25 protein-coding genes are annotated in these 24566 nt (G+C 42.6%); 12 read left to right on the forward strand and 13 right to left on the reverse strand.

Annotated elements, in window-relative coordinates; all coding sequences use genetic code 11:
• The first annotated feature begins 11 nt into the window (after nucleotides 1-11).
• The 3 genes from AWT60_RS00205 to rbsB are packed head-to-tail and all read left to right on the forward strand — an operon-like array spanning nucleotide 12 to nucleotide 3379.
• Complete coding sequence (locus AWT60_RS00205; RefSeq protein WP_076840219.1) at nucleotides 12-1493, forward strand: sugar ABC transporter ATP-binding protein; 1482 nt, start codon at nucleotides 12-14, stop codon at nucleotides 1491-1493.
• A gap of 1 nt (nucleotide 1494) precedes the next feature.
• Nucleotides 1495-2448, forward strand: a complete 954-nt coding sequence (rbsC, locus tag AWT60_RS00210; protein ID WP_024423678.1) for a ribose ABC transporter permease RbsC — start codon at nucleotides 1495-1497, stop codon at nucleotides 2446-2448.
• 13 nt (nucleotides 2449-2461) lie between these two features.
• Nucleotides 2462-3379 carry a ribose ABC transporter substrate-binding protein RbsB gene (gene rbsB, locus AWT60_RS00215; protein WP_041108103.1) on the forward strand — a complete coding sequence of 306 codons (918 nt, stop codon included), beginning with the start codon at nucleotides 2462-2464 and terminating at the stop codon, nucleotides 3377-3379.
• Between the two features lie 36 nt (nucleotides 3380-3415).
• On the opposite strand, the gene AWT60_RS00220 is transcribed toward rbsB, so the two are convergent.
• Both AWT60_RS00220 and alsR read right to left on the reverse strand, forming a co-directional pair.
• Nucleotides 3416-4033: a flavin reductase family protein gene (locus AWT60_RS00220; RefSeq protein ID WP_041108105.1), complete on the reverse strand. Its 618-nt coding sequence runs from the start codon at nucleotides 4031-4033 to the stop codon at nucleotides 3416-3418.
• 59 nt (nucleotides 4034-4092) lie between these two features.
• The gene (gene alsR, locus AWT60_RS00225; RefSeq protein ID WP_041108107.1) at nucleotides 4093-4980 is read right to left on the reverse strand and encodes an acetoin biosynthesis transcriptional regulator AlsR; all 888 of its coding nucleotides are present in this window, start codon (nucleotides 4978-4980) and stop codon (nucleotides 4093-4095) included.
• 150 nt (nucleotides 4981-5130) lie between these two features.
• Here alsR and alsS point away from each other — a divergent pair, with 150 nt between their 5' ends.
• From alsS to chrA, 5 genes are all read left to right on the forward strand, one after another.
• Nucleotides 5131-6831: an acetolactate synthase AlsS gene (gene alsS, locus AWT60_RS00230; protein WP_218676720.1), complete on the forward strand. Its 1701-nt coding sequence runs from the start codon at nucleotides 5131-5133 to the stop codon at nucleotides 6829-6831.
• Between the two features lie 35 nt (nucleotides 6832-6866).
• Nucleotides 6867-7637, forward strand: coding sequence for an acetolactate decarboxylase (gene budA, locus AWT60_RS00235; RefSeq protein WP_024423683.1), 771 nt, complete (start codon nucleotides 6867-6869; stop codon nucleotides 7635-7637).
• Nucleotides 7638-7788: 151 nt separating this feature from the next.
• The gene (gene chrS, locus AWT60_RS00240) at nucleotides 7789-8265 is read left to right on the forward strand and encodes a chromate efflux transcriptional regulator ChrS (protein ID WP_024426311.1); all 477 of its coding nucleotides are present in this window, start codon (nucleotides 7789-7791) and stop codon (nucleotides 8263-8265) included.
• Between the two features lie 16 nt (nucleotides 8266-8281).
• A complete protein-coding gene (chrB, locus tag AWT60_RS00245) occupies nucleotides 8282-8863 on the forward strand; it encodes a chromate efflux transporter ChrB (protein WP_256928140.1) in 582 nt (193 codons plus the stop codon).
• Complete coding sequence (chrA, locus tag AWT60_RS00250; RefSeq protein WP_256928141.1) at nucleotides 8860-9399, forward strand: chromate efflux transporter ChrA; 540 nt, start codon at nucleotides 8860-8862, stop codon at nucleotides 9397-9399. Before chrB ends, chrA begins: the two co-directional genes overlap by 4 nt.
• Nucleotides 9400-9432: 33 nt before the next feature.
• Here the strand turns inward: chrA and AWT60_RS00255 are convergent, their stop codons facing one another.
• Both AWT60_RS00255 and AWT60_RS00260 read right to left on the reverse strand, forming a co-directional pair.
• Nucleotides 9433-10752 (reverse strand): UDP-glucose dehydrogenase family protein, encoded by a 1320-nt coding sequence (locus AWT60_RS00255; protein WP_041108113.1) that lies wholly within the window; start codon nucleotides 10750-10752, stop codon nucleotides 9433-9435.
• 116 nt (nucleotides 10753-10868) lie between these two features.
• Nucleotides 10869-11012: a YwzD family small protein gene (locus tag AWT60_RS00260; protein WP_003214884.1), complete on the reverse strand. Its 144-nt coding sequence runs from the start codon at nucleotides 11010-11012 to the stop codon at nucleotides 10869-10871.
• Between the two features lie 186 nt (nucleotides 11013-11198).
• Here AWT60_RS00260 and AWT60_RS00265 point away from each other — a divergent pair, with 186 nt between their 5' ends.
• Nucleotides 11199-12806, forward strand: coding sequence for an SWIM zinc finger family protein (locus AWT60_RS00265; protein WP_041108115.1), 1608 nt, complete (start codon nucleotides 11199-11201; stop codon nucleotides 12804-12806).
• Complete coding sequence (locus AWT60_RS00270) at nucleotides 12793-15570, forward strand: DEAD/DEAH box helicase (RefSeq protein ID WP_041108117.1); 2778 nt, start codon at nucleotides 12793-12795, stop codon at nucleotides 15568-15570. The genes AWT60_RS00265 and AWT60_RS00270 overlap by 14 nt, the downstream gene beginning before the upstream one ends.
• Before the next feature lie 69 nt (nucleotides 15571-15639).
• Here the strand turns inward: AWT60_RS00270 and ytvA are convergent, their stop codons facing one another.
• The 3 genes from ytvA to AWT60_RS00285 all read right to left on the reverse strand — a co-directional run bounded on the left by ytvA (nucleotide 15640) and on the right by AWT60_RS00285 (nucleotide 18205).
• Nucleotides 15640-16428 (reverse strand): YtvA family blue-light photoreceptor, encoded by a 789-nt coding sequence (gene ytvA / locus AWT60_RS00275; RefSeq protein WP_029706346.1) that lies wholly within the window; start codon nucleotides 16426-16428, stop codon nucleotides 15640-15642.
• A 153-nt stretch (nucleotides 16429-16581) separates the two neighbouring features.
• Nucleotides 16582-17442, reverse strand: a complete 861-nt coding sequence (locus AWT60_RS00280) for a Cof-type HAD-IIB family hydrolase (RefSeq protein ID WP_218676811.1) — start codon at nucleotides 17440-17442, stop codon at nucleotides 16582-16584.
• Nucleotides 17443-17845: 403 nt separating this feature from the next.
• The gene (locus tag AWT60_RS00285; protein ID WP_056765590.1) at nucleotides 17846-18205 is read right to left on the reverse strand and encodes a hypothetical protein; all 360 of its coding nucleotides are present in this window, start codon (nucleotides 18203-18205) and stop codon (nucleotides 17846-17848) included.
• Nucleotides 18206-18322: 117 nt separating this feature from the next.
• Here AWT60_RS00285 and AWT60_RS00290 point away from each other — a divergent pair, with 117 nt between their 5' ends.
• A complete protein-coding gene (locus tag AWT60_RS00290; RefSeq protein WP_024423692.1) occupies nucleotides 18323-18733 on the forward strand; it encodes a YwpF-like family protein in 411 nt (136 codons plus the stop codon).
• 27 nt (nucleotides 18734-18760) lie between these two features.
• On the opposite strand, the gene mscL is transcribed toward AWT60_RS00290, so the two are convergent.
• Entirely contained in the window at nucleotides 18761-19156 is a 396-nt protein-coding gene (gene mscL / locus AWT60_RS00295; RefSeq protein WP_024423693.1) for a large conductance mechanosensitive channel protein MscL, read from the reverse strand.
• A gap of 126 nt (nucleotides 19157-19282) precedes the next feature.
• Nucleotides 19283-19717 (reverse strand): 3-hydroxyacyl-ACP dehydratase FabZ, encoded by a 435-nt coding sequence (gene fabZ, locus AWT60_RS00300; protein ID WP_075621595.1) that lies wholly within the window; start codon nucleotides 19715-19717, stop codon nucleotides 19283-19285.
• A gap of 217 nt (nucleotides 19718-19934) precedes the next feature.
• Between fabZ and AWT60_RS00305 the strand changes: the two genes are divergently transcribed.
• A complete protein-coding gene (locus tag AWT60_RS00305; protein WP_076840226.1) occupies nucleotides 19935-20990 on the forward strand; it encodes a tetratricopeptide repeat protein in 1056 nt (351 codons plus the stop codon).
• Nucleotides 20991-21004: 14 nt separating this feature from the next.
• Here AWT60_RS00305 and AWT60_RS00310 read toward each other — a convergent pair whose 3' ends face one another.
• From AWT60_RS00310 to spoIIID, 4 genes are all read right to left on the reverse strand, one after another.
• Nucleotides 21005-21823, reverse strand: a complete 819-nt coding sequence (locus tag AWT60_RS00310) for a flagellar hook-basal body protein (RefSeq protein ID WP_034281197.1) — start codon at nucleotides 21821-21823, stop codon at nucleotides 21005-21007.
• 30 nt (nucleotides 21824-21853) lie between these two features.
• On the reverse strand, nucleotides 21854-22693 hold the full coding sequence (locus tag AWT60_RS00315; RefSeq protein WP_061110178.1) for a flagellar hook-basal body protein: 840 nt from the start codon (nucleotides 22691-22693) through the stop codon (nucleotides 21854-21856).
• A 124-nt stretch (nucleotides 22694-22817) separates the two neighbouring features.
• Nucleotides 22818-23819, reverse strand: a complete 1002-nt coding sequence (mbl, locus tag AWT60_RS00320) for a cell shape-determining protein Mbl (protein WP_007497573.1) — start codon at nucleotides 23817-23819, stop codon at nucleotides 22818-22820.
• A gap of 184 nt (nucleotides 23820-24003) precedes the next feature.
• Nucleotides 24004-24282, reverse strand: coding sequence for a sporulation transcriptional regulator SpoIIID (spoIIID, locus tag AWT60_RS00325; RefSeq protein WP_008343327.1), 279 nt, complete (start codon nucleotides 24280-24282; stop codon nucleotides 24004-24006).
• Nucleotides 24283-24566: the final 284 nt, after the last annotated feature.

The following is a 24566-nucleotide window of genomic DNA, read 5'->3' on the forward strand; positions in this document are numbered from 1 at the left end:
AGGAGCCAGATATGAACATAGAGATGCATAACATCCATAAGGCTTTTGGAAAAAACACCGTTCTCTCCGGGGTCTCCTTTGACCTCGTCACAGGTGAAGTCCACGCACTCATGGGTGAAAATGGTGCGGGAAAATCAACTTTAATGAATCTGCTTACAGGTCTTTATTCTTTAGATCAAGGAACGATACAAATCGACGGAAAAGAAACCGCTTTCAAAAATCCGAAGGAAGCGGAGCAGCACGGCATCGCCTTCATTCATCAGGAGCTCAACATATGGCCGGATATGACCGTCTTGGAGAACCTATTCATCGGGAAAGAAATCTATACGAAACTCGGACTGCTAGATACTAAGAAAATGAAGACCCTCGCCCAAACGCAGCTGGACCGTTTGTCTGTGAATCTCTCACTTGAACAAGAAGCAGGCAGCTGTTCTGTTGGACAAAAACAGATGATTGAGATTGCAAAAGCATTAATGACCGATGCAAAGGTCATCATCATGGATGAGCCGACAGCAGCTCTAACGGAACGGGAAATCGAGAAGCTCTTCCAGGTCATTGAATCTCTCAAAAAAGAAGGCGTTTCCATTGTCTATATTTCTCACCGTATGGAGGAAATCTTTGCAATCTGTGACCGGATTACGATCATGCGTGATGGGAAAACGGTCGATACGAAAGCCATACCTGAAACGAATTTCCATGAAGTCGTCAAAAAAATGGTCGGCCGTGAATTGACAGATCGATATCCTGAGCGAACGCCTTCTACAGGAGACATTGTCCTTGAGGTGAAACAAGCAACGAGAAAAGGACAATTTCAAGATATCAGCTTCTCAGTTAAGGCTGGAGAAATCGTCGGTGTTGCAGGCTTAATGGGTGCTGGCCGGACCGAAATGATGCGGTCACTGTTTGGCCTCGATCCTCTTGACCAAGGAGAAATCTGGGTGCATGGAAAAAAGGCTGTTATTAAAAAACCAAGTGATGCCGTCAAGCTCGGCATCGGCTTTATCACAGAGGATCGCAAGGATGAAGGATTGATGCTTGATGCATCCATCCGAGAAAACATCGGTCTGCCAAACTTAAAAAGCTTCTCTCCAAAGGGACTGATTGATAAGAAAACAGAACAGGATTTTGTCGACCTGCTCATTAAAAGACTGACGATTAAAACGGCTTCCTCTGACATCTCTGCCCGAAGCCTGTCTGGTGGAAATCAGCAAAAAGTCGTCATTGCCAAATGGATCGGCATACAGCCGAAGGTCTTGATTTTAGATGAACCGACACGAGGTGTCGACGTCGGAGCGAAACGAGAAATCTATCAGTTAATGAATGAACTGACCGATCGAGGCGTTGCCATTTTAATGGTCTCCTCTGAACTCCCAGAGATACTCGGGATGAGCGATCGAGTGCTCGTCATTCATGAAGGAGCCATCAGCGGAGAATTAGACAAAGCAGAAGCAACGCAGGAACGAATTATGACACTAGCTACAGGAGGGAAGTAACATGAAACCACTTACTTCAAATGGACGATTTGATCACATCATGCAAAAGCTTGGGCCATTCTTAGGACTCATCATCCTTGTCGCCATTGTTTCTATTTTAAACCCGGCCTTTTTAGAGCCATTAAACATCTTAAACTTACTGAGACAAATCTCCATTAATGCCCTCATTGCCTTTGGCATGACGTTTGTTATTTTAACTGGAGGTATTGATTTATCAGTCGGTGCTATTCTTGCACTGTCCAGTGCCCTGACTGCCGGCTTTATCGTTTCTGGCATGGATCCGATTTTAGCCATTATCGTCGGCTGTATCATCGGTGCCGTTCTTGGGATGATCAACGGTCTTTTAATCACAAAAGGCAAGATGGCTCCATTTATCGCAACGCTTGCCACGATGACAATTTTCAGAGGTTTGACACTCGTTTATACAGACGGAAACCCGATTACTGGGCTTGGCTCTAACTATGCATTTCAGTTATTCGGCCGCGGATATTTCTTAGGCATTCCTGTTCCAGCGATCACGATGCTTCTCACCTTTATCGTACTTTGGGTACTGCTTCATAAAACACCTTTCGGCAGAAGAACATATGCCATCGGCGGGAATGAAAAAGCGGCTCTCATCTCAGGAATCAAAGTACCGCGCGTGAAAATTATGATCTATTCATTAGCAGGCTTCATGTCTGCCTTAGCAGGTGCGATCTTAACATCTCGCCTAAATTCAGCGCAGCCAACAGCTGGTACATCCTATGAGCTTGATGCCATTGCTGCCGTCGTACTTGGCGGGACAAGCCTGTCCGGCGGAAGAGGTCGAATTGTCGGCACACTCATCGGGGTACTCATTATCGGTGTCCTGAACAATGGTATGAACTTACTTGGCGTTTCATCATTCTATCAATCTGTTGTGAAAGGGATTGTCATCTTGATTGCAGTCCTATTAGACAGAAAGAAATCTGCTTAAGGAGGCAGCCGCTATGAAAAAATATCTTATTCTCATCCTGACTCTCTCATTGTTCATGCTTTCTGCCTGCTCACTTGAACCGCCGGAGTGGGCCAAGTCATCAAAGGATGGCAAGAAAAAAGACATCAAAATTGGGCTGTCGATCTCGACGTTAAATAACCCATTCTTCGTTTCTCTGAAAAACGGTGTGACAAAAGAAGCGAAAAAGCTAGGCATTGAAGTCGTGATTGCAGATGCACAAAATGATTCAGCTAAACAAACAAGTGATGTAGAAGACCTTATTCAGCAAGGCGTCGACGCATTGCTCATCAACCCAGCGGATTCATCTGCCATATCAACCGCTGTCGAATCAGCAAACGCTTCAGATATACCTGTCATCACATTAGACCGCTCAGCCGAAAGTGGAAAGGTAGAAGCACTTGTCGCCTCAGATAACGTCAAAGGCGGAGAAATGGCAGCTAACTTTATCATTGACAAGGTTGGCAAAGGAGCAAAAGTCGCTGAATTAGAAGGCGTACCAGGCGCTTCCGCTACACGTGAGCGTGGAAAAGGATTCCATCAAATAGCGGATAAAGATTTAAAAGTGACAGCAAAACAAGCTGCTGACTTCGACCGGACAAAAGGACTGAATGTCATGGAAAACCTCCTTCAAGGAAACCCTGACATCAAAGCCGTTTTTGCCCACAATGATGAAATGGCACTTGGCGCACTAGAAGCGATTCAAAGCTCTGGGAAAGACATTCTTGTCGTTGGCTTTGACGGAAACGAAGATGCACTCAGCTCAATTAAAGCAGGAAAGCTCTCTGCAACGGTTGCGCAGCAGCCAGAGCTGATCGGTCAACTGGCAGTCGGTGCTGCAAACGATGTATTAAAAGGGAAAAAGGTACAAAAGAACATCGCAGCTCCACTCAAACTAGAACAGAAGAAATAAACAGAAAACCCCCGATTTCCCTCGGGGGTTTTCCTATTACTGTGGTCTTTTCAGCACAAATGACGTGCCTAAATGGGCATAATCATTACCTGCTAGGCGAGCGACTGGTTTCAGTTCATTAGTAGAAACATAGCCTTTTTCTGCATCATAAACAGCCTCATCTAAATGTGCACATACAACCCGGCCAATGATATGATCAACTGTGATCTCCCCTTCATCATTTTGAAAGGTCAGATGTTTTTCCAGCTGACATTCAAAACGAATGCGCGCTTCCTTGATTCCCGGCACTGAAATGACATGACTCTCTACTTGATGAAGTCCGGTGCGATCCAGCTCACTCTCTTCCCGAGGCAATGTAGCAGCTGTTTCATTAATATCTTCTATCATGTCTTCATCACTCACATGGACGACAAACTCTTTCTTGTCGATGATATGCTGCGCAGTATCTTTCATCTGACCATCACGTCGTCCGATAGAAACCGCAATGAGCGGCGGGTGTCCGCTGATGACATTAAAGAAACTAAATGGTGCGGCATTGACGATATTTTCTTTAGACAGACTTGTAATAAATGCAATCGGTCTTGGGACGATAGATCCAGATAATAGTTTATATGCCTCTTTTCGTGACAGCTGATCCATTTGCAATGTAATCAATTCAGGAACGCCTCCTTTTAATGTAACGACATCATACCATAACCCGTTCCCTATACCTCTTATTCCAGCTCGGTGCGATGCAGGATATGGTGGACAAGATGAAATAAAGCAGGATTATGATTTTCCCGTCTATAGGAAATCGTCCATTCCGCCAGAAGCTGTTCATCCTCAATGGCCCGATATACAACATCCAGATTAAATAAACGCCGGGCTGATTTTGGAATCACTGCAATACCGATTCCTGCTGTGACGAGGCCAATGATCATTTGATATTCCGCCGCTTCCTGCACGATATTTGGAGAAAACCCGTACTTTTCACATAGCAGGACAAAGTGCTGATAAAGAGACGGCCATGATTCCTGTGATAAAGAAATAATCGGTTCATGACGGATATCTTCAATCGTGACCGTCTCTTTTTGAGCCAATCGATGATTTTTTGGAATCGCAAAAATACATTCACTCTGCTTCATCAAACGACTAACTAGCTCTTCATGCGGCGATGTAGGATGTAAAAAACCGATATCAATCTCACCATTTAAAAGTGCTTCTAGCTGCTGCGGGACAGAAAGCTGCTGCAGCTCAATACTGACAGAGGGATACAGCTCCCTGAATTCACGTACAACGGGCGGCAGAATATCATATGTTGCCGTTCCAACAAAACCTATGATGATTTTCCCCAGCTCTCCTCTTGCTGTATGACGGGCATGATCAACCGCTTTATCAAGCTGCTGCAGCACTCCCCGAACCTCATGTAAAAAGACCTTTCCAGCTGCTGTTAGCTCCACCACCCGCTTCGACCGGTGAAATAAAGGAAAACCCAATTCTTCCTCAAACTGCTTAATTTGCTGACTAAGTGGAGGCTGTGTCATATTCAACCGCGCGGCTGCTCTGCCGAAATGCAGCTCCTCCGCTACTGTGACAAAATACTGCAAATGTCTCAGTTCCATCCTTTCACTCCTCACACACTTATTCGTGAAACATATCAAAACTACGTTAAACATATATTGGAAATTTTATTTTATGAAATGTATAGTAAATCATATCATGAAAATATATTTTCATAAAAAATTTTACTTGCCGAAAGGAGTGCGGGGTAAATGAAATCTCAAGCACAACCCCTAACAAGACGAGGAGCAGAGTTGATTGTTGATACGCTGATTGCTCAAGGTGTGACCCATGTTTTTGCCATTCCAGGTGCAAAAATTGACGCTGTATTTGATGTATTAAAAGACAGAGGTCCAGAGCTTGTCCTATGCAGACATGAACAAAATGCAGCCTTTATGGCAGCTGCTGTCGGACGACTAACTGGCAAACCAGGTGTTTGTCTCGTCACATCAGGTCCTGGTACATCTAATTTAGCAACAGGTCTATTAACAGCCAATACAGAAGGTGATCCTGTTGTCGCAATCGCTGGAAACGTCATTCGTGCGGATCGTCTGAAACGAACACATCAATCACTCGACAATGCGGCATTATTCAAACCAGTCACAAAATATAGCGTTGAAGTACAAGACGTTCATAATATACCAGAAGCATTAACGAATGCTTTTCGCGCGGCACAAAAAGGGCAGGCTGGAGCAGCATTTATCAGCTTTCCACAAGATGTCGTGACAGAACACACCACACAAACAGCAGTGTCTGCTCACCCTTCTCCAGAATTAGGTCCTGCACCGGATGCTCTCATCAGTTCGGCTATCGCCAAAATTCAAAATGCACACTTACCTATTGCGATTGTGGGAATGAAAGCCAGTCGTCCAGCTGCTGCAAATGCCACAAGAGCATTATTAAAAACACTTGGTATCCCATTTGTTGAAACGTACCAAGGAGCCGGCGTTCTCTCAAGAGAGCTCGAGTCTCAATATGTAGGCAGAATCGGCTTATTCCGTAATCAGCCGGGTGACCTTCTCATTGAACAAGCAGATGTCCTTTTGACCATTGGCTTTGATCCAATCGAATATGATCCGAAGCATTGGAATCTTCAGCCGCAGCAGCGCCAAATCATCCATGTTGATGACATGCAGGCAGATATTGACCATTTTTATGAGCCAGCGCTTGAACTTGTAGGCAATATTTCTGAAACGGTCAAACATCTAGCGCATGACAGTGTTCCTCTTTCTCTATGCAAAGAGAACATAGAATTAGTCACTGAATTACAGGAGCTATTAAGCGACATTGAAAAGGCACCAGAAAGAGAAAGTCATCGAGCTCACCCGCTGGATGTCATTCATACATTGAGACGTCTGATTCCTGATGACACGAAGGTCACGTGTGATATCGGATCTCACGCGATTTGGATGTCCCGTCACTTCCGCGTCTATGAACCGAACTCATTCCTGGTGAGTAACGGCATGCAAACATTAGGCGTCGCATTACCATGGGCAATTGCGGCTTCTATCATGAATCCAGATGAAAAGATTATCTCGGTCTCAGGTGATGGCGGTTTTCTCTTCTCCGCAATGGAGCTAGAAACAGCAGTCCGGAAGAAAACAAACCTCGTTCACCTTGTTTGGAACGACAGCACATACGACATGGTCGCGTTCCAGCAGGAAATGAAATATGACCGTACATCCTGCGTTGAATTCGGGCAGATCGATTTAGTGAAATATGCGGAAAGCTTTGGAGCGACTGGACTAAGGGTCAACTCACCTGAGGAGCTTTCAACCGTCCTTCAAAAGGGTATAAACATAGAAGGACCCGTGATTATTGATATTCCGATTGACTATCAAGACAACCCTGACCTCGCCAGTCAAAAATGGCCAGAAGTCTTTCGCAAGAAACATGCAATGAACGTCAGATAAGACTTCGATACATTACATTAAAGGAGTGAGCGGTTATGGGTATGATGCACCCAATGAATCAACAGAATGACACAAGACAGCATGACAAACAGCAAGAGGTCTATCAAGTATCGACAATGACCTCCCTGCTGGAAGCCGTATATGATGGAGATTTCTCCCTCGCACATATTCCTGAACACGGTGATTTTGGCATCGGTACGTTCAATCAATTAGATGGAGAGCTGATCGGCTTTGACGGCGCATTCTACCGGCTGCGCTCGGATGGAACAGCGACACCGGTCACCAATCAAGATTATTCACCATTCTGCTCTCTAGCATTCTTTGAAACAGATATCGTTCATCGAATTGATGCACCTATGACATCCAAAGAGCTGGAAGAAGAAATCGACCGCATCTTACCAAGTAAGAATATCTTTTATGCGGTCCGCATTGATGGATCTTTCAAAAAGGTTCAAACACGTACGGTTGAAAAACAGGAAAAACCTTACGTTCCAATGGTAGAAGCAGTCAAGTCACAGCCTATTTTCGACTTTGAGGATATTCAAGGTACGATCGCAGGCTTCCGTACACCGCAGTATGCACACGGCATTGCGGTGAGTGGATATCATCTTCATTTTATTGATGAAGATCGAAGTGTTGGCGGACACGTATTTGATTACACCGTTGATCAAGTCACCATCCGCATTTCTCAAAAACGCCATATGAATTTACATCTGCCAAATACGCAGGAATTCTTCCAAGCAGACATTGATCGAGCTGACCTTGCACAGCAAATTGCCAGTGCAGAAAGCAGTCCAGATCAATAAATGAAGTCACCCCGGTGAGCCCGGGGTGTTTTTTATGCATAAAGACGATTTTCACCCCGTAATATTTTCCTTTCGATAGCAAATAACAAATTATACATTCTATTCGTAATAAAATATGATAGAATATCAACAGAAGAAAGGTGGTTATACGGTGTCAAAAGACTATAGCATTCCAAACCTAACATTAGACGAAAGAGATAAACAAATTTTATCCCTATTACACGAGGACGGGCGCATGTCTTATACAGATCTCGGCAAACAGGTCGGTCTGTCACGTGTTGCTGTACAAGCCCGCATTCAGCAGCTCATTGAAGCAGGGGTCATTGAACGATTCACCGCTGTAATTAACCCCGCGAAGGTCGGCATTCATGTCTCTGTCTTCTTTAATGTAGAGGTAGAGCCGAAATTTTTAGAAGCGGTAGCCCTTCAGCTTGAAAAGGAAACGGCTGTCACAAGCCTTTATCACATGACAGGACCAAGCAAGCTGCATATGCATGGCATTTTTCAACATGAACAGGAAATGGAGACTTTCCTGACAAAAAAGCTATACCCGCTAGAAGGCGTTGTCAGTGTGGACTGCCAAATGCTCATTAAACGATACAAAAGCCGCATGGGCATGAAATTGTAGACAGGAGTTGAACCACTTGCAATCATATATCGAACTCATTATCGCTATGGTGCGAACCGGGATTCTCGGTTTTGGCGGAGGCCCTTCCGTCATACCGCTTATTCGCCATGAAGCGGTGGTGAAATATCAATGGATCAACGATGACGAATTCGGAGAAACACTCGCCATCGCCAATGCATTACCAGGCCCGATCGCAACCAAAATGTCAGCATACCTCGGCTATCGATTAAAGGGCGTATCTGGCGCAATTGTCGCAACAGCTGCTCATATTTTACCAACATGTCTCGCCATGGTAGCCCTTGTTACACTTGTCAGCGTTTTAAGCTCCTCACAAATCATTCAAAATATGATTGGTGCTGTGACCCCGGTCATTGCCGTTCTACTCGGCATCATGGCATATGAGTTTGGACAAAAAGCGCTGAAAGGCTTCGACATGATCTTCGGGGTCGCTCTATTCCTTCTTGCCTTTATTGGACTGCAAGTGCTGTCCATTCATCCAGGAATCATCGTGATGATCTTTTTATTTTATGGCACTTTTCATTTTAAACTGAAAAATCATTGGAATCGGTCAAATAAAGAGAAAGGAGTGTCTTCATGATCCTGATTCTCTTTTTATTCTGGGCATTCTTTTTATCCAATCTATTAGGATATGGCGGTGGTCCTGCATCTATCCCGCTCAATTATGAAGAAATCGTCAATCATTTTCATTGGATGACGAACGAAGGATTCTCCAATATGCTGGCCTTAGCCAATGCACTGCCGGGGCCAATCGCTACGAAGATTGCAGCATATGTCGGCTATGACGTCATGGGCTGGCCAGGCTTTATCGTGGCACTGCTTGCCACTGTACTGCCGTCCGCTGTTGGGCTGATTTTATTGCTCAAGCTGATTGACCGCTTTCGTCAATCTTCCGTCGTTAAAGGCATGACCTTATCCGTTCAGCCTGTCATTGCGATGATGATGCTTTTATTAACATGGGAGATCGGCGGAGATGCAGTGAAAGCCATCGGCTGGACGCAATCGCTCACCATTGCTGCGATCTCCTTTTTCTTGATGACCAAATTCAAGCTGCACCCTGCCTTTCTTATTGTGGCTGCTTTCTTATATGGTGGCTTCATTCTGCCGCATTCGTAAAAACCGATAACATTCACTGTTATCGGTTTTCTTTTACATATAAATTGGAGAAACTGATCTGCGCCCAATCGAATGATACTCGACCCCTGCTTGTTCTGCCGCTTCAAGTGTATGACAGTTTCGTCCATCAAAAATAAGCGGCCGCTTCATCCATTTCTTGTAGGAAGCGAGTGGAAACGACTGAATATCCGCCCACTCTGTTAATAGACAGACCGCATCGGCATCCTTGATCGCTTCCTCAATCGTTTGAGCAAATAAAACTTGATCCGGCAGCTCGCGAGCTGCATGCCGGGCAGCAACAGGATCATACGCCACAAGCTCCGCACCTAATTGATGGAGCTCATGAGCGATCGGAATAGATGGTGCCTCCCTCATATCGTCTGTATTCGGTTTAAAGGACAGACCAAGAAGCGCAATTCGCTTCCCTTCAAGAGCTGCCCCCAGCCGCTCCTGAATATTTCGGATAAAACCTGCCCGCTGCTCATTATTTACTTTAATCACAGCCTTTAACAGTTCAAAATCATGGGACACATGCCCTGCAATTTGGACAAGTGCATTTGTATCCTTTGGAAAACAAGAGCCTCCGTAGCCAATGCCCGCTCTGAGAAAGGAAGAACCAATCCGCTGATCAAGCCCCATTCCCTGCGCCACCCATTCAACATCAGCCCCTGTTTTTTCACAAATGGAGGCAATCTCATTCATAAAGCTGATTTTTGTCGCCAGAAATGCATTTGATGCATACTTGATCATTTCAGCACTTTTACGGTCTGTTTTGACCATTGGAAGGTGGAAATCAGCATACATGTCCTCCAGCTGATCTAATACGGCTTTTGTTTCAGCTCCAATCACAAGCCGATCCGCCCTCAATGTATCTGAAATGGCAGAGCCTTCCCGTAAAAATTCTGGGTTAGATGCAATCGCTAGTGGCTCCTTCCGTCCTAATTCTTGATGGATCAACTGATCGATTTGATCTCCCGTTCCGACAGGCACCGTACTTTTCACCACAAGAATCGCCCCTGACTTTGCTTTTAAGCCCATCTCTTTTGCAGCCTGAAACACATACTGTAAATCAGCTTGGCCATCTGCCTGCTGCGGGGTGCCGACTGCAATCATTAACACATCTGCCCGCGGGTAGACTTCCGCTCCATTTATGTGAAAATGAATTCGTCCCTGCTCAAGATTGCGTTTCAATAGCTCTTTTAACCCTGGCTCATACATTGGGGGAGTTCCCTGTTTCAGCTGCATGACCTTTCGGCGGTCAATATCAATACACGCCACATCATGTCCTGCCTCCGCTAAACACACACCTGTCACAAGCCCCACATACCCACAGCCTGCAATCGCAATATTCATGACACCATCAGCTCCCCATACTCCTTATGCTTGTAATGACATCGTATGCCGGGAGCGTTCATTCCATTCTTAAAAGCATACAAAAACCCCCTGCCATCACTAGCAGGGGGTCACTTTTATGAAACAAGACCATTTCGAATATGAGCAATCAGATTTTCAAGCATTTCTTTTGTTGTGACATCATTTGAATTTTCACCAATATCATGAGCGTACATCAAAATCTTTAAAAATTCTTCTTGATTTAAACCCTTATTATCCATGTCTGTATCCTTTCGATTCCACTAATTTCATTATTATATGCTGTAAGGTTGGTTTATGCAATACTCTATTACATCATTCGACAGCTTTTGAAATTTATGACCATTTTCATGAAAAACTTTTTTATAAATCCCCATTGAGCTATAATAAAAGAATTGGAATCTTTTACTTGGTTAGGAGCGGATCAAATGCTTCAGCACAACATCAACGAAGAAGAAATCAAACAAACAGCCGAACAGATCAAAGAACTTCTTCCTGCAACAGATGAAAACAAACAACTCATCAAAAAAGCATTGATTACTTATAGACAGGACAGCGTATATCGGCTCAAGCAAGAGTCTGATACCGAATGGTCAGCTTATGTACATGACGTCGTGGCAGCAAAGGTCCACCTTCATGTGCTGTTTCCTGTGAGAAGCAGCTGCTCATGTCCAGCAGATGGACTTTGTAAACACATTCTTGCTGTCTTCTTTTCGCTATACGCTCAAGTAGAGAGTGTGACCGGATTTACAGAAAATTGGTCAGAAAAAGATGAATTACAGCGCAGCAAAGAACTGATTCGCCAGCACTTCCAAGTGAAGCGCCCAGACGAACAATCACTCCAAAGCTGGCTGACTTTTTTCCAAGAGGAATTTAACCTCTGGCTTAAACGGACACCGAAGCACCAGCAAACGCCACAGCATTTATATTACGGCTATTTATCGATCCTAAAAAAACACGCACCTGCTTCACCTGAATTCAAGAGCTTGTATGCGATTCATACGTCTATTGATGTATGGCTTAGGCTTCATGAACTCGTCGACCTCGGCCGACTTGATGCCGAAAAAGACTTTTATTCCATGAATCCCTATGTAGAACAGCTCATGAACACCATTTTTGATTCAGTGGATCATTTGAAGACATACGCCCTTTCCTTTTCCCTCGATCCGTTTCTTGAAAACACACCAACTGCCGTTCGCACACTTCTTCAAATCAGTGGACCTTTCCAGCATGAACGAGTAGCGGTCTTTATGGAGATTTGGGGCACCATATTAAATAGAGGGAAATGGGTCAAAAAAGAAACAGAATTACTAAAGAACGCCCAGAAGAAAGAACAAACGGTTGAACGTACCATCGGCCTGATGCACATGGATTATTTACTGAAAGAAGACGAAAGCCTCTTTCAGCAATTACAGCTGCTCAATGCGGATATGCTGCCAAATGTGCTCAATTGGCTAAAGGATCTCACAAACCGAAAGGACTGGAAGCGGCTCAAGCTCTGGTATCATGAAATCACCTATATATTAGAGGAATATTGCCAGCTCGACCTTTCCTATAGAGAACTGCGGGGAGCCGTCAGTGATTTCTTCTTTTATTTAGATGCATACTTTAAGCAGACGAAGGATCATCATTTATATGAACGCTACCTACAAATCTGTATGCCCTATGCGTTTACAGAATACAGTCAGCTCTTGTATGCACAGCAGCGTTATGCGGAATGGATTGAGATTCACAGCCTTGTTGGTTTCTCCATTAGTGAACTGGAGAAGGATTTGATCAAGCAGATTGCAAAAGAGGAGCCGGAAGCCCTCATTCCATCGTACCACCGCGAAATCTCATTGCTTCTCGATCAAAAGAATCGAAGTGCTTATCGAGAGTCTGTGAAAATGCTGAAGAAACTGCGCACGCTTTATCATAAAACGAAAAAAACCGCGATCTGGGAAAGGTATGTAAAGCAGCTGCAAGATTCAACAAAACGGCTGCGTGCGTTCCAAGAGGAAATGAAGAAAGGAAAATTGATTGATGACACGCCATAAACAAATTGTCATTCATGCAGAACAAACAGAAGATTTCTCTTTCACCATTTCAGCGCAAGCAGAGGACGGACACCCTGTTCCGCTTAATGAAATGAAGAGGCAGCTTTTCCAATGGCACGAATCTTCTTTCTACGGAACATTCTTAGAAGATGTCAGCTTTATTGGCACACCTGCCTTTCTGTTAAGCCCTTGGATGACCGTTGAGTTGCTGGGAAAAAATTCATTTAATACGTTTAGTCATGTGACATTAACGGATGAAACGGAACCACTGATGAAAACAGCCTCCACCATTTACGAATTCATCGAGGACGAAGATTTCGTTCCCGATTATGAGGCGTGGACAAAAGGCGAACTTCGGTTTAAAGACAAAGAAGGCCTATTAGATGGTTATACGGCTGATTGGTTCTCCTTTGCTGTACAGGATTACATTCAATATGATGATGCCTTGCAGCACAAATGGAACCGCATGACCGCACAATCGCCTGCGCTCTCATCCTTCCAAGGACATTTTCTAGATGAGCAGGATTTCCTGGAGACGATTGGCTGGATTGATGACGAAACGCCGTTCACTGTCGGCTTGCGCTTAAACGAGCCAGATTTTGACGGAGATGATTGGAAAATCGAATTATTTTTGCGTGATAAGAAAAACAGCGACCTTCACTTTTTTGAAGGCATTCGTTCATTGAAAAGGTCTTGGCATCCGTATCAAGATAAAATTTCAAGAGAGCTGGAACGATTCAGTCAAATCGTCCCTTGGCTTTCTTTCACATCTGGCACCACACTTATGTCAGAAGAAGAAGCGTGGCTCTTCCTATCTGAAGCAAGTGAAACACTTGTCAATATGGGCATTGAGATTCTGCTCCCATCGTGGTGGCAAATTGTCAAAGACAGCACGATGATGTTAAAAGCAAGGATTTCTTCTACACCGCGAGGCGAATCGCATGTCGGAATGGACGCATTAATGGACTTTAATTGGCGCTTTGCTACAAACGGCATTGAGCTGACAGAAGATGAGTTCAACGAACTTGTCCAAAGCAAACGACGTCTTGTCAACATTCGAGGACAATGGATCAAAATAGACCCGACCTTCATCCAGCAAATGAAAAAGTGGATGGAGCGTGCCGAAAATGAAGGACTTCACATGTCTGATATTTTATCACGCGAACTGGCAGATCAAGAAGCTTCCTCTGAATCGATTCCAGAACTACTAGACAGTTCAGCATTTGCCCATATTCAATTTGAACTTTCATCGCAATTAAGAGGGCTTGTCCACCAATTAAATGATTCGCACGAGCTGCCTTCTTACGAAATGAGTGATTCCTTCAAAGGCACACTGCGTCCGTATCAGCAGCATGGCGTGAATTGGCTGTTATTTTTAAGATCTCATGGATTTGGGGCTTGTTTAGCAGATGATATGGGACTTGGAAAAACGATTCAAATGATCGCGTATTTCACGTATTTGAAGGAGCAGGAGCAAAATGCCGCTCCATCTCTCATCATTGCGCCGACTTCTGTTTTAGGAAACTGGCAGCGAGAGCTCGAAACGTTCGCACCACATTTGAAGGTTGCCCTGCATTATGGCCCATCGCGTCCACAGGGAGAGGACTTCACAAAAGCATACGAGTCAACAGATATTGTTCTGACGTCTTATGGACTCTCACATTCTGATCGTGATGAATTAACGGCAGCAAAGTGGAATACCATTTGCTTAGACGAAGCCCAAAACATCAAGAACGCCCATACGAAACAATCGAGAGCGATTAGACAGCTCAAAGGACAGCATCACATAGCCCTCAGCGGGACACCAATGGAAAACCGTTTGACAGAGCTTTGGTCCATATTCGACTTCGTCAACAAAGGATACCTCGGTAGCCTGACCAGCTTCCATAAAAAGTTCGTCCTTCCGATTGAAAAAGACCGTGAAGAAAAAAGAATTGAACAGCTGCAGCAGCTGATCAAACCATTTTTATTAAGACGAACAAAACAAGATGAAGAGGTTGCCCTGAACTTGCCTGAGAAACTCGAAGAAAAAGAATTCATACCGCTATCTGCTGAGCAGGCGTCTTTATATGAACAGCTCGTGAAGGATACCTTTGAACATATGGCATCATTAACAGGGATGCAGCGAAAAGCCATTATTTTAAGTATGCTTGGCAGACTCAAACAAATTTGCGATCACCCTGCGCTCTATTTAAAAGAGAGTGGAACAGATGTGAAACTGCTGAAACGTTCGTTAAAAATGGATAAACTCGCAGAGTTGTTAAAAGCGATACATGAGCAAGGAGAAAGCTGCCTCATCTTTACGCAGTATATTGAAATGGGTAACATGATCAAGCAGCTGGCAGAAAAGATGTTTGGAGAACCAGTCCAATTTTTAAATGGCAGTCTCTCAAAACAGGAGCGGGACAAAATGGTGGACCGCTTCCAGAAGAAAGAATTCAACATCTTAATTCTCTCTTTAAAAGCAGGAGGTACAGGACTCAACCTAACCGCCGCAAACCATGTCATTCACTACGATAGATGGTGGAATCCTGCTGTGGAAAACCAAGCGACAGACCGAGCTTATCGGATTGGACAAAAACGATTTGTTCACGTCCATAAGATGATCACAACGGGCACAATCGAGGAAAAAATCGATCAAATGCTCGAAACAAAACAAACATTAAATGATCAAATTATCCAAAGCGAAAGCTGGATTACAGAGCTATCGACAAACGAACTAGAAGACTTATTTACCTTAAGTGCCGCCGCTCAATCATCTTAATCACAGCAAAAAGAGGACTTTTCTCAAGCTTCATGAAAAGTCCTCTTTTTTATTTGATATAAACGTAAGCTAAATGTTCAGTTTTTTCAATGCAGATTTCACATTCATATACGTATTTAATTCACGGAAGTCCTCTCTCATTTCTCCCATCTTCATTGCAAGATTCGGTTTAATTCCTGTCACAATGAGTTCAGTACCCGTCATTAAAATCAAATCGTTCAGCTTAAAGATCGCATCTGCCACAAATGAATCCACTTCTAATAACCCAGACAGATCGACAATAAAATAATCATCCTTGGATTGAGAGATATAGGTGGAGACCGTTGAAATGATCTTATCAAATCTTGGCGCTGTTAACGTACCAATGATCGGTAACACAGAGATACCATCTTTCACCGGAACGATTGGAACAGAAATATTCAGCACTTCATCAATTGATTGCTCAAGAAGCTCCTGCTGTTCCTTCTCTTTCGTGACATCCTTTTGCAGACCAACAAAATAAAGACGTTTTCCTTCCTTTTCGTCAATCCAAAGAGGAGCGACACTTAACTCGTTCCAAAACATTTGTCCAGATTTTTTATAATTTTTCAGCTGAACAGTAACAGCCTCTTTGTTCTCAATGGCTGTTCTAATTTGCTTGAGAGCGATTTGTTCAGTTTCATCTCCCTGAAGGAAACGACAATTCCTCCCCAATACTTCAGTTTCTTGATAGCCTGTCATATCTAAAAAGCCCTTGTTCACATATATTAAAGGATTATCAGGTAAAGACGGGTCCGTCACCGTCAGGCCAACCTGAGTATAGTCCAAGGCTTCCTTGATTAAATGCAGATTTTCGGACTTATAAGATTCCAGCGCCATTCGTTTACTCTCCTTATTTTCCTTACAAGCGGGTTATATTCATAATTAAATTATATGATGTTCCACATCATGTGTAAATAGAAGTGGTTCTGAATTCCTCTTTTGTAGAATGCGCTTCATCCTATGTGATTTATACCACGACATCTGATTCATCTATTTCAAAAGGTGCCGGATCATATGCGCGACACCGTGTTCATCATTTGATAACGTCACGTGATCAGCGATTTCTTTTATATCCTGTCTCGCATTCCCCATCGCAACCCCAACACCAGCAGCTCGAAGCATTGATTCATCATTTAAACTGTCTCCTACAGCCGCTGCCCGGCTTAAAGGAATACCTAGTCTTTCTGCCAGCCTTGTTAAAGCCTGCCCTTTAGACGCGTATTTTGAACCAATTTCAAAGTTATGATCAGCCGAACTGACCAATGTTACATCTGAATCATCACCAAACATATCCCATCCGGCTTTCAATCTGTCTTGAAAAAAAGAAAAACCTAAGATATTGTAAAATGAAAGCTTTCGATCCTCACGAAACAATTCTTTATATGTATCAATATAAGAAAAACCCGACTGGCTGTATTGAACTTCTGCCGCTTGTTTTAAGACATTTTGATCCGTTTCTGGATTGGCACTTTTTAAACGGTCCATTTCAATCGCAAGAAGCTCTCTGCCGCGATTTGGCGTGAAAATGGCTTCGTTTGTAAAGACTTCATAATAATAATCACGTTCTTCAAGCCATGACAGTATGTGTTTAGCCTTTTCTTCTTGTAAAGCAGCTGAATGGTACACTTGTCCAGTTGGATCATGAATTACAGCTCCATTGGCACTAATCACCCATGTATTCATACCAAGCTGGTCAAAAATAGACCTTACATCAAAATACGCTCTCCCTGTTGACACGACAACCTGAATTCCATTCGCAGCTGCTTCCTTTAATGCCTGCTCGTTTTCCTGACTCACTTTGTGTTCACTGTTCAATAAAGTTCCATCTAAATCCGTTGCGATTAATTGAATGTTTGTCATCGTTCTCTCCTTTATGTCTTTATTTTCAACCGACATACCGTTAACAAAATCCATCATCATTATGAAATGAGTATCCACTATTTGCAAGAGCTGATCGGTTAAACAGTGAATAAAAGGGTATCCGGCCACGCAAATATGACCGGATACACACAAAGGGGATTCACAAGGGGACACATGACCTATACAAAGAAGCATTGGTTCTATATTACGCAGTGTTCATATGAACAAGGCAGCATCTATCAGCTTTAGCTAGAGGGGGGCTGTCAGATGATAGACGTTACCTTTTGATTCGTGACTTGCCTCCTTTCCTTTCAGCTACCCCTAGTCTACGGAGAAAGGCCGTATGTGACAAAACAGGAAAATAGCAAAATAGGCCTTCAAATTCTCTATATCCTCATTCATTTCTGTTTTTTACCGCTTGCGTATAAAACATCATCTTGTTTTGTTTGATGAAATACTTATTTTTCATAAATTGATAAAAAATATCTGAATGAATCCAATTACTAGAAGGCATGTGAATATAATCAGATCCGTCCCACGCAAACCAATAAAAACAAAGCCGGCCATCATGAACCGACAGCTGAAACTCAAAACAGTCCATTTGATCCTCGGTGACATATTGAAACGTGAGTGACTCTCCTTCTTCCATATACACATCACAAAATGAAAGAATGTCTCCCCACGAATAAACACGTATATCACTCTTTGCCTTGTCGTCGCCAATATGAATGTTTCTTAATTGATAGGACTCCATAAAACATCTCCTTTCACTCATGTGCAGCTAGTTCTAAGCAGGCAGCGGTTTCATTTATACAGATGTTGTATGCTATAATAATACTTACGAATAACGAACGCTTGTGAGGTGATAAATATGAAAACCTTTAGGCTGATTGATTTAAAAATTGAACTTGATCCACAGCAAGATAAAATGTCCAGTATTCCCCTTCGTGACGGTTTAATCATTAATAAAGAAGACGGTGAAAATCACTGGATGATCGAGGCACTCATTCCAAAGAAACATAGACAGGTGTTTGAGGTACTCTTTCAGCAGCACACAGAAGTGAAGATTCTTGTAACGATCACTAAAGAAAACAACCGCCCTGTTCATCTATCTGTCCAAGTCAAAAACATCGTTGCCTTAGAAGAAAACATTTCTGTGTTACTCGATGGTAAAATGATTACAAATCGTTACAGAACAGAAACTGAAGAAGTATTAAAAGACCTCGTCAAAGAGGGGTTGTCAGGAGAAAAACTACTGGATGCTTTTAAACAAAACACATAAAAAAGAGCGGGATCAGCCGCTCTTTTTCTATTGCACATCTTTAGACTGGCTTTGATTTTTCAATAAATCTCTGATTTCAGTTAGCAAAACTTCCGTTTGATCCGGCGTTTCCACAACCTCTTCTTCCTCAACCTTTTTCCGTTTTAACTTATTCAAATAACGAATAAAGATAAAAATGGAAAACGAGATAATTAAGAAATCAACCACTGTTTGAATAAAGTTCCCATATAAAATTTGAGCAGCTCCGATTTTAATGGATAAACCGCTAAAATCATGCCCTCCAATAATAATACCGACAAGCGGCATAATTAAATCATTCACAAGAGAAGTGACAATTTTGCCAAATGCTCCCCCAATGATGACACCTACAGCCAAGTCAATGACATTGCCCTTGACAGCAAACTCTCTAAATTCTTTCAGCATCCTTTATCACCTTCATCTTTTTTTGTCTAATATGACGTTTTTTTGTCAAAAATGCAAGTCCTTATCCGTTCAGACTGGTTGTTTCCATATAAAAAGCGATTCATCCTTGATGAACCGCCAGGCAAATCATGATACTTTAGGACCGATAGAAAATGTGAGTTCTGCTTCACATGCCACTTCGCCATCTACTGTGGCTACTGCTTTTCCTTTGGCAACTGGACCGCGAAGACGCGTCACTTCAACCTCTAAACGAAGCTGATCGCCAGGCTTGACCTGTCTTTTGAAACGGCAGCCGTCAATTCCTGCAAACAAACCAATTCTCCCTTGGTTCTCTTCTTTACCTAAAATGATGACCCCAAAAACCTGAGCAAGCGCTTCTACGATAAGCACACCCGGCATGACTGGATATCCTGGGAAATGACCGTTAAAAAATTCTTCATTTACTGTTACATTTTTGATTCCAACCGCTCTTTTGTCACCATCAACCTCTAAAATACGGTCGACCAATAAGAATGGGTAACGGTGTGGAATAATGTCTTGAATTTGCTGAGCATCAAGCATATCTTGATCTCTCCTTTTTTCTATATCGATGATCTTGATTTGATTCCTATAGAAGTATATTATGTTTGCTGGTATTTTTCAACGTCCACTCCACTTTATGGTAAAAAATAGAATCTATCATTACCAATTGTCATCAAATATAATCCACACTACACTCATTGTTTTTTCACAAATATGGTAATATATATTACATCATTGATTGAATAAGAGGGTAAAAATGAATTTTATGAGCGATAAATCCATAAAAAAACTTCTCCATTCCTGGTATACAATGCTAAAGCATCGACATTTTTCGAAGGCTGAAGAAATCAAAAAAACACTGCTAAAATATAAACGCAAATTATCAAAAAAACAGGAACTCTATTTCCATTATCAGCTGATGCTTTTCCGTCATCAGCTCTGGATGAATCAGACAGAGGACTTAGAAAAACTCAAACATGAACTGCTGCCCCACAAAGATGATATGAACGAAGAACTGCAATATTATTTTTATTTCTTTCTCGGATTATATGAATCTTTAAAAAGTGATCAAAATGATGCGATTCATTATCTCGAACAGGCAGAGGAACGACTGCCATTACTTAACGATGAGCTGGAGGAAGCAGAGTTCCATTTCCGTACAAGCGGTGTTTATTATAACAACCGTTACTCGTTGTTATCGATTCGTCATATTCAAAAAGCCATGGATATTTTTGCAAAGCACGGAGATATCCATAGCATCTATCGGTGTAAAATTGTGCTCGCTCTTAACTATAGCGACCAAAAAAAATATAAGGAAGCGGAAGATATTTTCATTGAAATTATTGATTATGTGAAAAAAATTGATGATCAAGAGCTGCTCGGTATCGTTTATTATGATGCTGGCTTTATTCAGTCAAGACAAAACCGTCATAAGGAAGCGCTGGAATACTTCAAAAAAGCGCTTCGTCTTCCAGCATACCGAAAGTCAGCACACTCCTATGTATCGTGCCTATACGAAACTGTGCGTTCCTGTTTTAAAGAAAATTTAACCGATGAAGGGATGAAATATATTCAAAAAGGACTGAAAGAAGCCGTTGCTTCCCAGTTTGATATATTAAGAATGAAGTTTCAAATCTTATCTCTTCTCTACAGCCAAACGCCAAAGGCAGATGAGCAGATCGCCACTCTCGTCACATGTCTTGAACGAAAAGAAGCCTGGATTGATCTTGAGGATCTGCTTGCTGATGTCTCAGATTTTTATAAAAAAAAGGGCGACTTTGAGCGAGCCGCCTTTTTTATCATGAGAGGCTGATACCAGCCTGCTGATTATCGAATTGTATTAATTAATCCCAGCATTTGATCGCCCATCGTAATCGTTCTTGAATTCATCTGATAGGAACGCTGTGTTGTCATGAGGTCTGTTAATTCTTTCGACATGTCCACATTTGACGTTTCCAGTGCACCTTGCTGAAGCTGAATCGCCTCTCGGTTTGCTCCATTTAGTGCAGTTAATGCGCCTTGATAGGTTCCGTCGACCGAGAACAAATTATCTCCTTCAGAGACAAGTGCTGACGAATTATTGACTTGTACAACGCCTAGATTCACTTGCTGATTCGGTTGATTATCTCTTGAAATCGCCGTAAGCCGTCCATTTTTATCGATTGAAATATCACGGAAATTCGCATTTAAGACGATTGCATTCCCGTTTTCATCAAGAATCGGATAGCCTTCGCTCGTGACAAGCTGCACTTGGTTACGGTTATTGCCCGGCTGCAAGTAGAGTGAGCCATCTCTTGTATAACGGATATTACCGCCGGCGTTGACCTGCAAATACTGCGACGGCGCTCCGAAGGCAACATCAAGATCACGTCCTGTTTCTTTAATCGAGCCTTGCAGCGAGTTAATGGACGCATTGACCATTGTCCCCGTTCCAAGCCTTAACCCAGCAGGTGTCAGACGACTGTTTGCCACCTGCTCATTTTTTTCATCTACCTGATTAAACTGCTGTCTGATCAGCTCTGAGAAACGGGTATTTTTCGCACGGTACCCTGTTGTTTCACTGTTCGCGATGTTGTTGCTGATGATGTCAAGCTGCTTTTGCACTTCATTCATTGATACAGCTGCGTTTATCATCGTTCTAAGCATAATTATCCTCCTTTCTTTTTCATTTCTTGATTAGTACACTCTGCCAATTTCATTCACTGCTTTTTCTAAGCTTTTATCATACGCCTGAACCACTTTTTGATTTGTTTCAAATGCTCGGTAGGCCGTTGTCATATCTGTATATGATTTCGTCACATCCACGTTCGACAGCTCCGATACGCCTTGGCTTAACGTATAGGACATTTGACCGTTATTGACTGCACTTGGCAGTGGCTGGTTATCAGCTGTACGGTATAAATCATTTCCTTCACGCGCTAGGTTTCTTGTATCCATCGCAACACGTACATCGATTTGACCAAGATTTTGGCCATTTTCAGACACAGTACCATCTGCATTCACTTTGAAATTCTCACTCTGAACCGTAATCGGCTGACCTGTCACGGAAAGAAGGGCGCGTCCATTAATCGTCAGCTGATTTTGTGCGTTCAATGTAATGGAGCTACTTTTCGTATAACGAACGCCTTCTGGTGTGTTGACCGCATAAAATAGCGCTGATTTCTGATTGGTCTCCGGATTGATCGGCACATTATTTTCAACTAGTGCTACATCTGTTGTTTGATCTGTTGTTTTTAAAGTTCCCTGTGTAAATTGAGGGATTAATTCCTGCATATATGTCCCAGTATTGATTCCACCAATCGGCGATTGCAGTGGAACACTAAAGCCTTTGCCTGAAGATGTTTGGAAACGTCCTGATTCCATTCGGCTCAGCAGCATTTCTGGAAATGCACGCATTGCCCCTTCATCCGCTTTATAGCCTGGGGTATTCGCATTTGCGATATTATTTGAAAGCATTTCTGTCCGCCGCTCTTGAGCGATCATGGCAGATGTTGCGGTGTATAGTCCTTTTAACACGTGCTCACCTCATTCAAATTCTTTCACACGACCTAAACACAATCTTCTATGAAATATATCGGCTGATTAGCAGGGTTCTTTAATAAAAATCCCCCATTCTTTCTAAAAAGAATGAGGGAAATCATTAGCTGAGTTTACGCTTCGGCAGCTTGTCCATATTATCAAGCATCACGCCCGTACCAACTGCTACACAGTCCATTGGATTTTCAGCAACGAAAACTGGTACTTTCAGCTCTTCTGCAAGCAATTGATCAAGCCCGTTTAGAAGAGCTCCGCCACCTGTAATGATGACGCCGCGATCGATAATATCAGCTGATAATTCAGGCGGTGTTCTTTCAAGAACTTGTTTCGCAGCCTGAACAATCGCAGATACAGATTCACGCAATGCTTCTTCTACTTCTTTGCTTGTGACGGTAATCGTTCTTGGTAATCCTGTCACCATGTCTCGTCCACGAATCGAAATCTCTTCGTGACGTGCGTCTGGGAATACCGTTGCAACTTGGATCTTAATATCCTCAGCCGTGCGCTCACCGATCAACAGCTTGTACTCTTTTTTAATGTAGTTTAGAATTTCCAGATCAAATTTGTCTCCAGCCATTTTAATAGAAGAGGCGGTTACAATGTCACCCATTGAGATGACAGCGATATCTGTCGTTCCGCCTCCAATATCTACGACCATGTTTCCACTTGGCTGAAAAATATCCATACCAGCACCAATCGCTGCTACTTTTGGCTCTTCTTCAAGAAATACATGCTTACCACCACTTTTTTCAGCAGCTTCTTTGATCGCCTTCTGCTCAACAGATGTAATATTTGTCGGGCAGCAGATGAGCATACGCGGCTTAGAGAACAGCCCTTTCACATTTAATTTGTTAATAAAATGCTTGAGCATCGCTTCAGTTACTTCAAAATCAGCGATTACGCCGTCTTTTAATGGACGAATCGCAACAATATTCCCAGGCGTACGTCCAACCATACGTCTAGCCTCTTCTCCAACAGCCAAAACTTTCCCGCTGTTTTTGTCAAGAGCTACCACAGATGGTTCATTTAACACAATTCCTTTTCCTTTGACATGAATCAGTACATTTGCAGTACCAAGATCAATTCCAATATCCCTAGCAAACATCTATATATATCCTCCTTGAAAATCTGTTTCCATAGCAAATACCACATTCTGCCCTAATTATATATTCTATCATAATTTGCAGAAAAAAAGATATTTCTTTACAAAAGTCTTTACAAAATTTGTGGTTAGAAACTACCGATATGAGGAAGATATATATATCATGTTTATGAACAAAGAACTAAGCTTACTGTTTCACAGGCTCGCCTTCTAAAATTTCTTCTTTTTTATACTTTAACTTGGTGGCTTCTCCCCCTCGCAAGTGGCGGATTGATTTATGATAATCCAGTATCTCCTTTACTTCATTAGCCAGATCTGGATTAATTTCTGGCAGTCTTTCTGTTAGATCCTTGTGTACAGTACTTTTAGAGACTCCAAATTCTTTCGCAATAACACGAACGGTTTTCTTTGTCTCCACGATATACTTTCCTATCTTGATTGTTCGCTCTTTGATGTAATCGTGCACACCACTCGACCTCCCTAAAATGGATGTGAGAAGTGTGAAATGAGATCCGTATGAAGATTATCCATTTTCAGCGGCGCTTGTTCGTCGTAATTTCTCATCCATTAGGTAGTAAATGCCAAACACGATCCCTCACCTCAAACACTCTCTTTGTCAGGTTTGTAACAGTGTATTAGCATTGAATAGGGAATATGCTAAAAATGAAGATGGGACAAGGGATTTATCAGAAAAGGCAAAACAAAAAATCATTTCGGGGCGCGAAAATTTCTACTTTACAAGAAAGGGTT

The sequence above is a fragment of the Bacillus sp. F2HM genome (assembly GCF_019266135.1).
Taxonomy (GTDB): Bacteria; Bacillota; Bacilli; order Bacillales; family Bacillaceae; genus Bacillus; species Bacillus safensis.

What these genes read in the sequence shown, in the direction of transcription:
- AWT60_RS00310 (WP_034281197.1), bottom strand. Translation starts at nt 21,823, where the DNA reads ATGCTTAGAACGATGATAAACGCAGCTGTATCAATGAATGAAGTGCAA.
- fabZ (WP_075621595.1), bottom strand. Translation starts at nt 19,717, where the DNA reads ATGCTTGATGCTCAGCAAATTCAAGACATTATTCCACACCGTTACCCA.
- AWT60_RS00265 (WP_041108115.1), top strand. Translation starts at nt 11,199, where the DNA reads ATGCTTCAGCACAACATCAACGAAGAAGAAATCAAACAAACAGCCGAA.
- AWT60_RS00285 (WP_056765590.1), bottom strand. Translation starts at nt 18,205, where the DNA reads ATGGAGTCCTATCAATTAAGAAACATTCATATTGGCGACGACAAGGCA.
- AWT60_RS00260 (WP_003214884.1), bottom strand. Translation starts at nt 11,012, where the DNA reads ATGGATAATAAGGGTTTAAATCAAGAAGAATTTTTAAAGATTTTGATG.
- rbsB (WP_041108103.1), top strand. Translation starts at nt 2,462, where the DNA reads ATGAAAAAATATCTTATTCTCATCCTGACTCTCTCATTGTTCATGCTT.
- AWT60_RS00255 (WP_041108113.1), bottom strand. Translation starts at nt 10,752, where the DNA reads ATGAATATTGCGATTGCAGGCTGTGGGTATGTGGGGCTTGTGACAGGT.
- alsR (WP_041108107.1), bottom strand. Translation starts at nt 4,980, where the DNA reads ATGGAACTGAGACATTTGCAGTATTTTGTCACAGTAGCGGAGGAGCTG.
- chrA (WP_256928141.1), top strand. Translation starts at nt 8,860, where the DNA reads ATGATCCTGATTCTCTTTTTATTCTGGGCATTCTTTTTATCCAATCTA.
- rbsC (WP_024423678.1), top strand. Translation starts at nt 1,495, where the DNA reads ATGAAACCACTTACTTCAAATGGACGATTTGATCACATCATGCAAAAG.
- AWT60_RS00305 (WP_076840226.1), top strand. Translation starts at nt 19,935, where the DNA reads ATGAATTTTATGAGCGATAAATCCATAAAAAAACTTCTCCATTCCTGG.
- AWT60_RS00205 (WP_076840219.1), top strand. Translation starts at nt 12, where the DNA reads ATGAACATAGAGATGCATAACATCCATAAGGCTTTTGGAAAAAACACC.
- budA (WP_024423683.1), top strand. Translation starts at nt 6,867, where the DNA reads ATGGGTATGATGCACCCAATGAATCAACAGAATGACACAAGACAGCAT.
- AWT60_RS00270 (WP_041108117.1), top strand. Translation starts at nt 12,793, where the DNA reads ATGACACGCCATAAACAAATTGTCATTCATGCAGAACAAACAGAAGAT.
- AWT60_RS00290 (WP_024423692.1), top strand. Translation starts at nt 18,323, where the DNA reads ATGAAAACCTTTAGGCTGATTGATTTAAAAATTGAACTTGATCCACAG.
- mscL (WP_024423693.1), bottom strand. Translation starts at nt 19,156, where the DNA reads ATGCTGAAAGAATTTAGAGAGTTTGCTGTCAAGGGCAATGTCATTGAC.
- alsS (WP_218676720.1), top strand. Translation starts at nt 5,131, where the DNA reads ATGAAATCTCAAGCACAACCCCTAACAAGACGAGGAGCAGAGTTGATT.
- mbl (WP_007497573.1), bottom strand. Translation starts at nt 23,819, where the DNA reads ATGTTTGCTAGGGATATTGGAATTGATCTTGGTACTGCAAATGTACTG.
- ytvA (WP_029706346.1), bottom strand. Translation starts at nt 16,428, where the DNA reads ATGGCGCTGGAATCTTATAAGTCCGAAAATCTGCATTTAATCAAGGAA.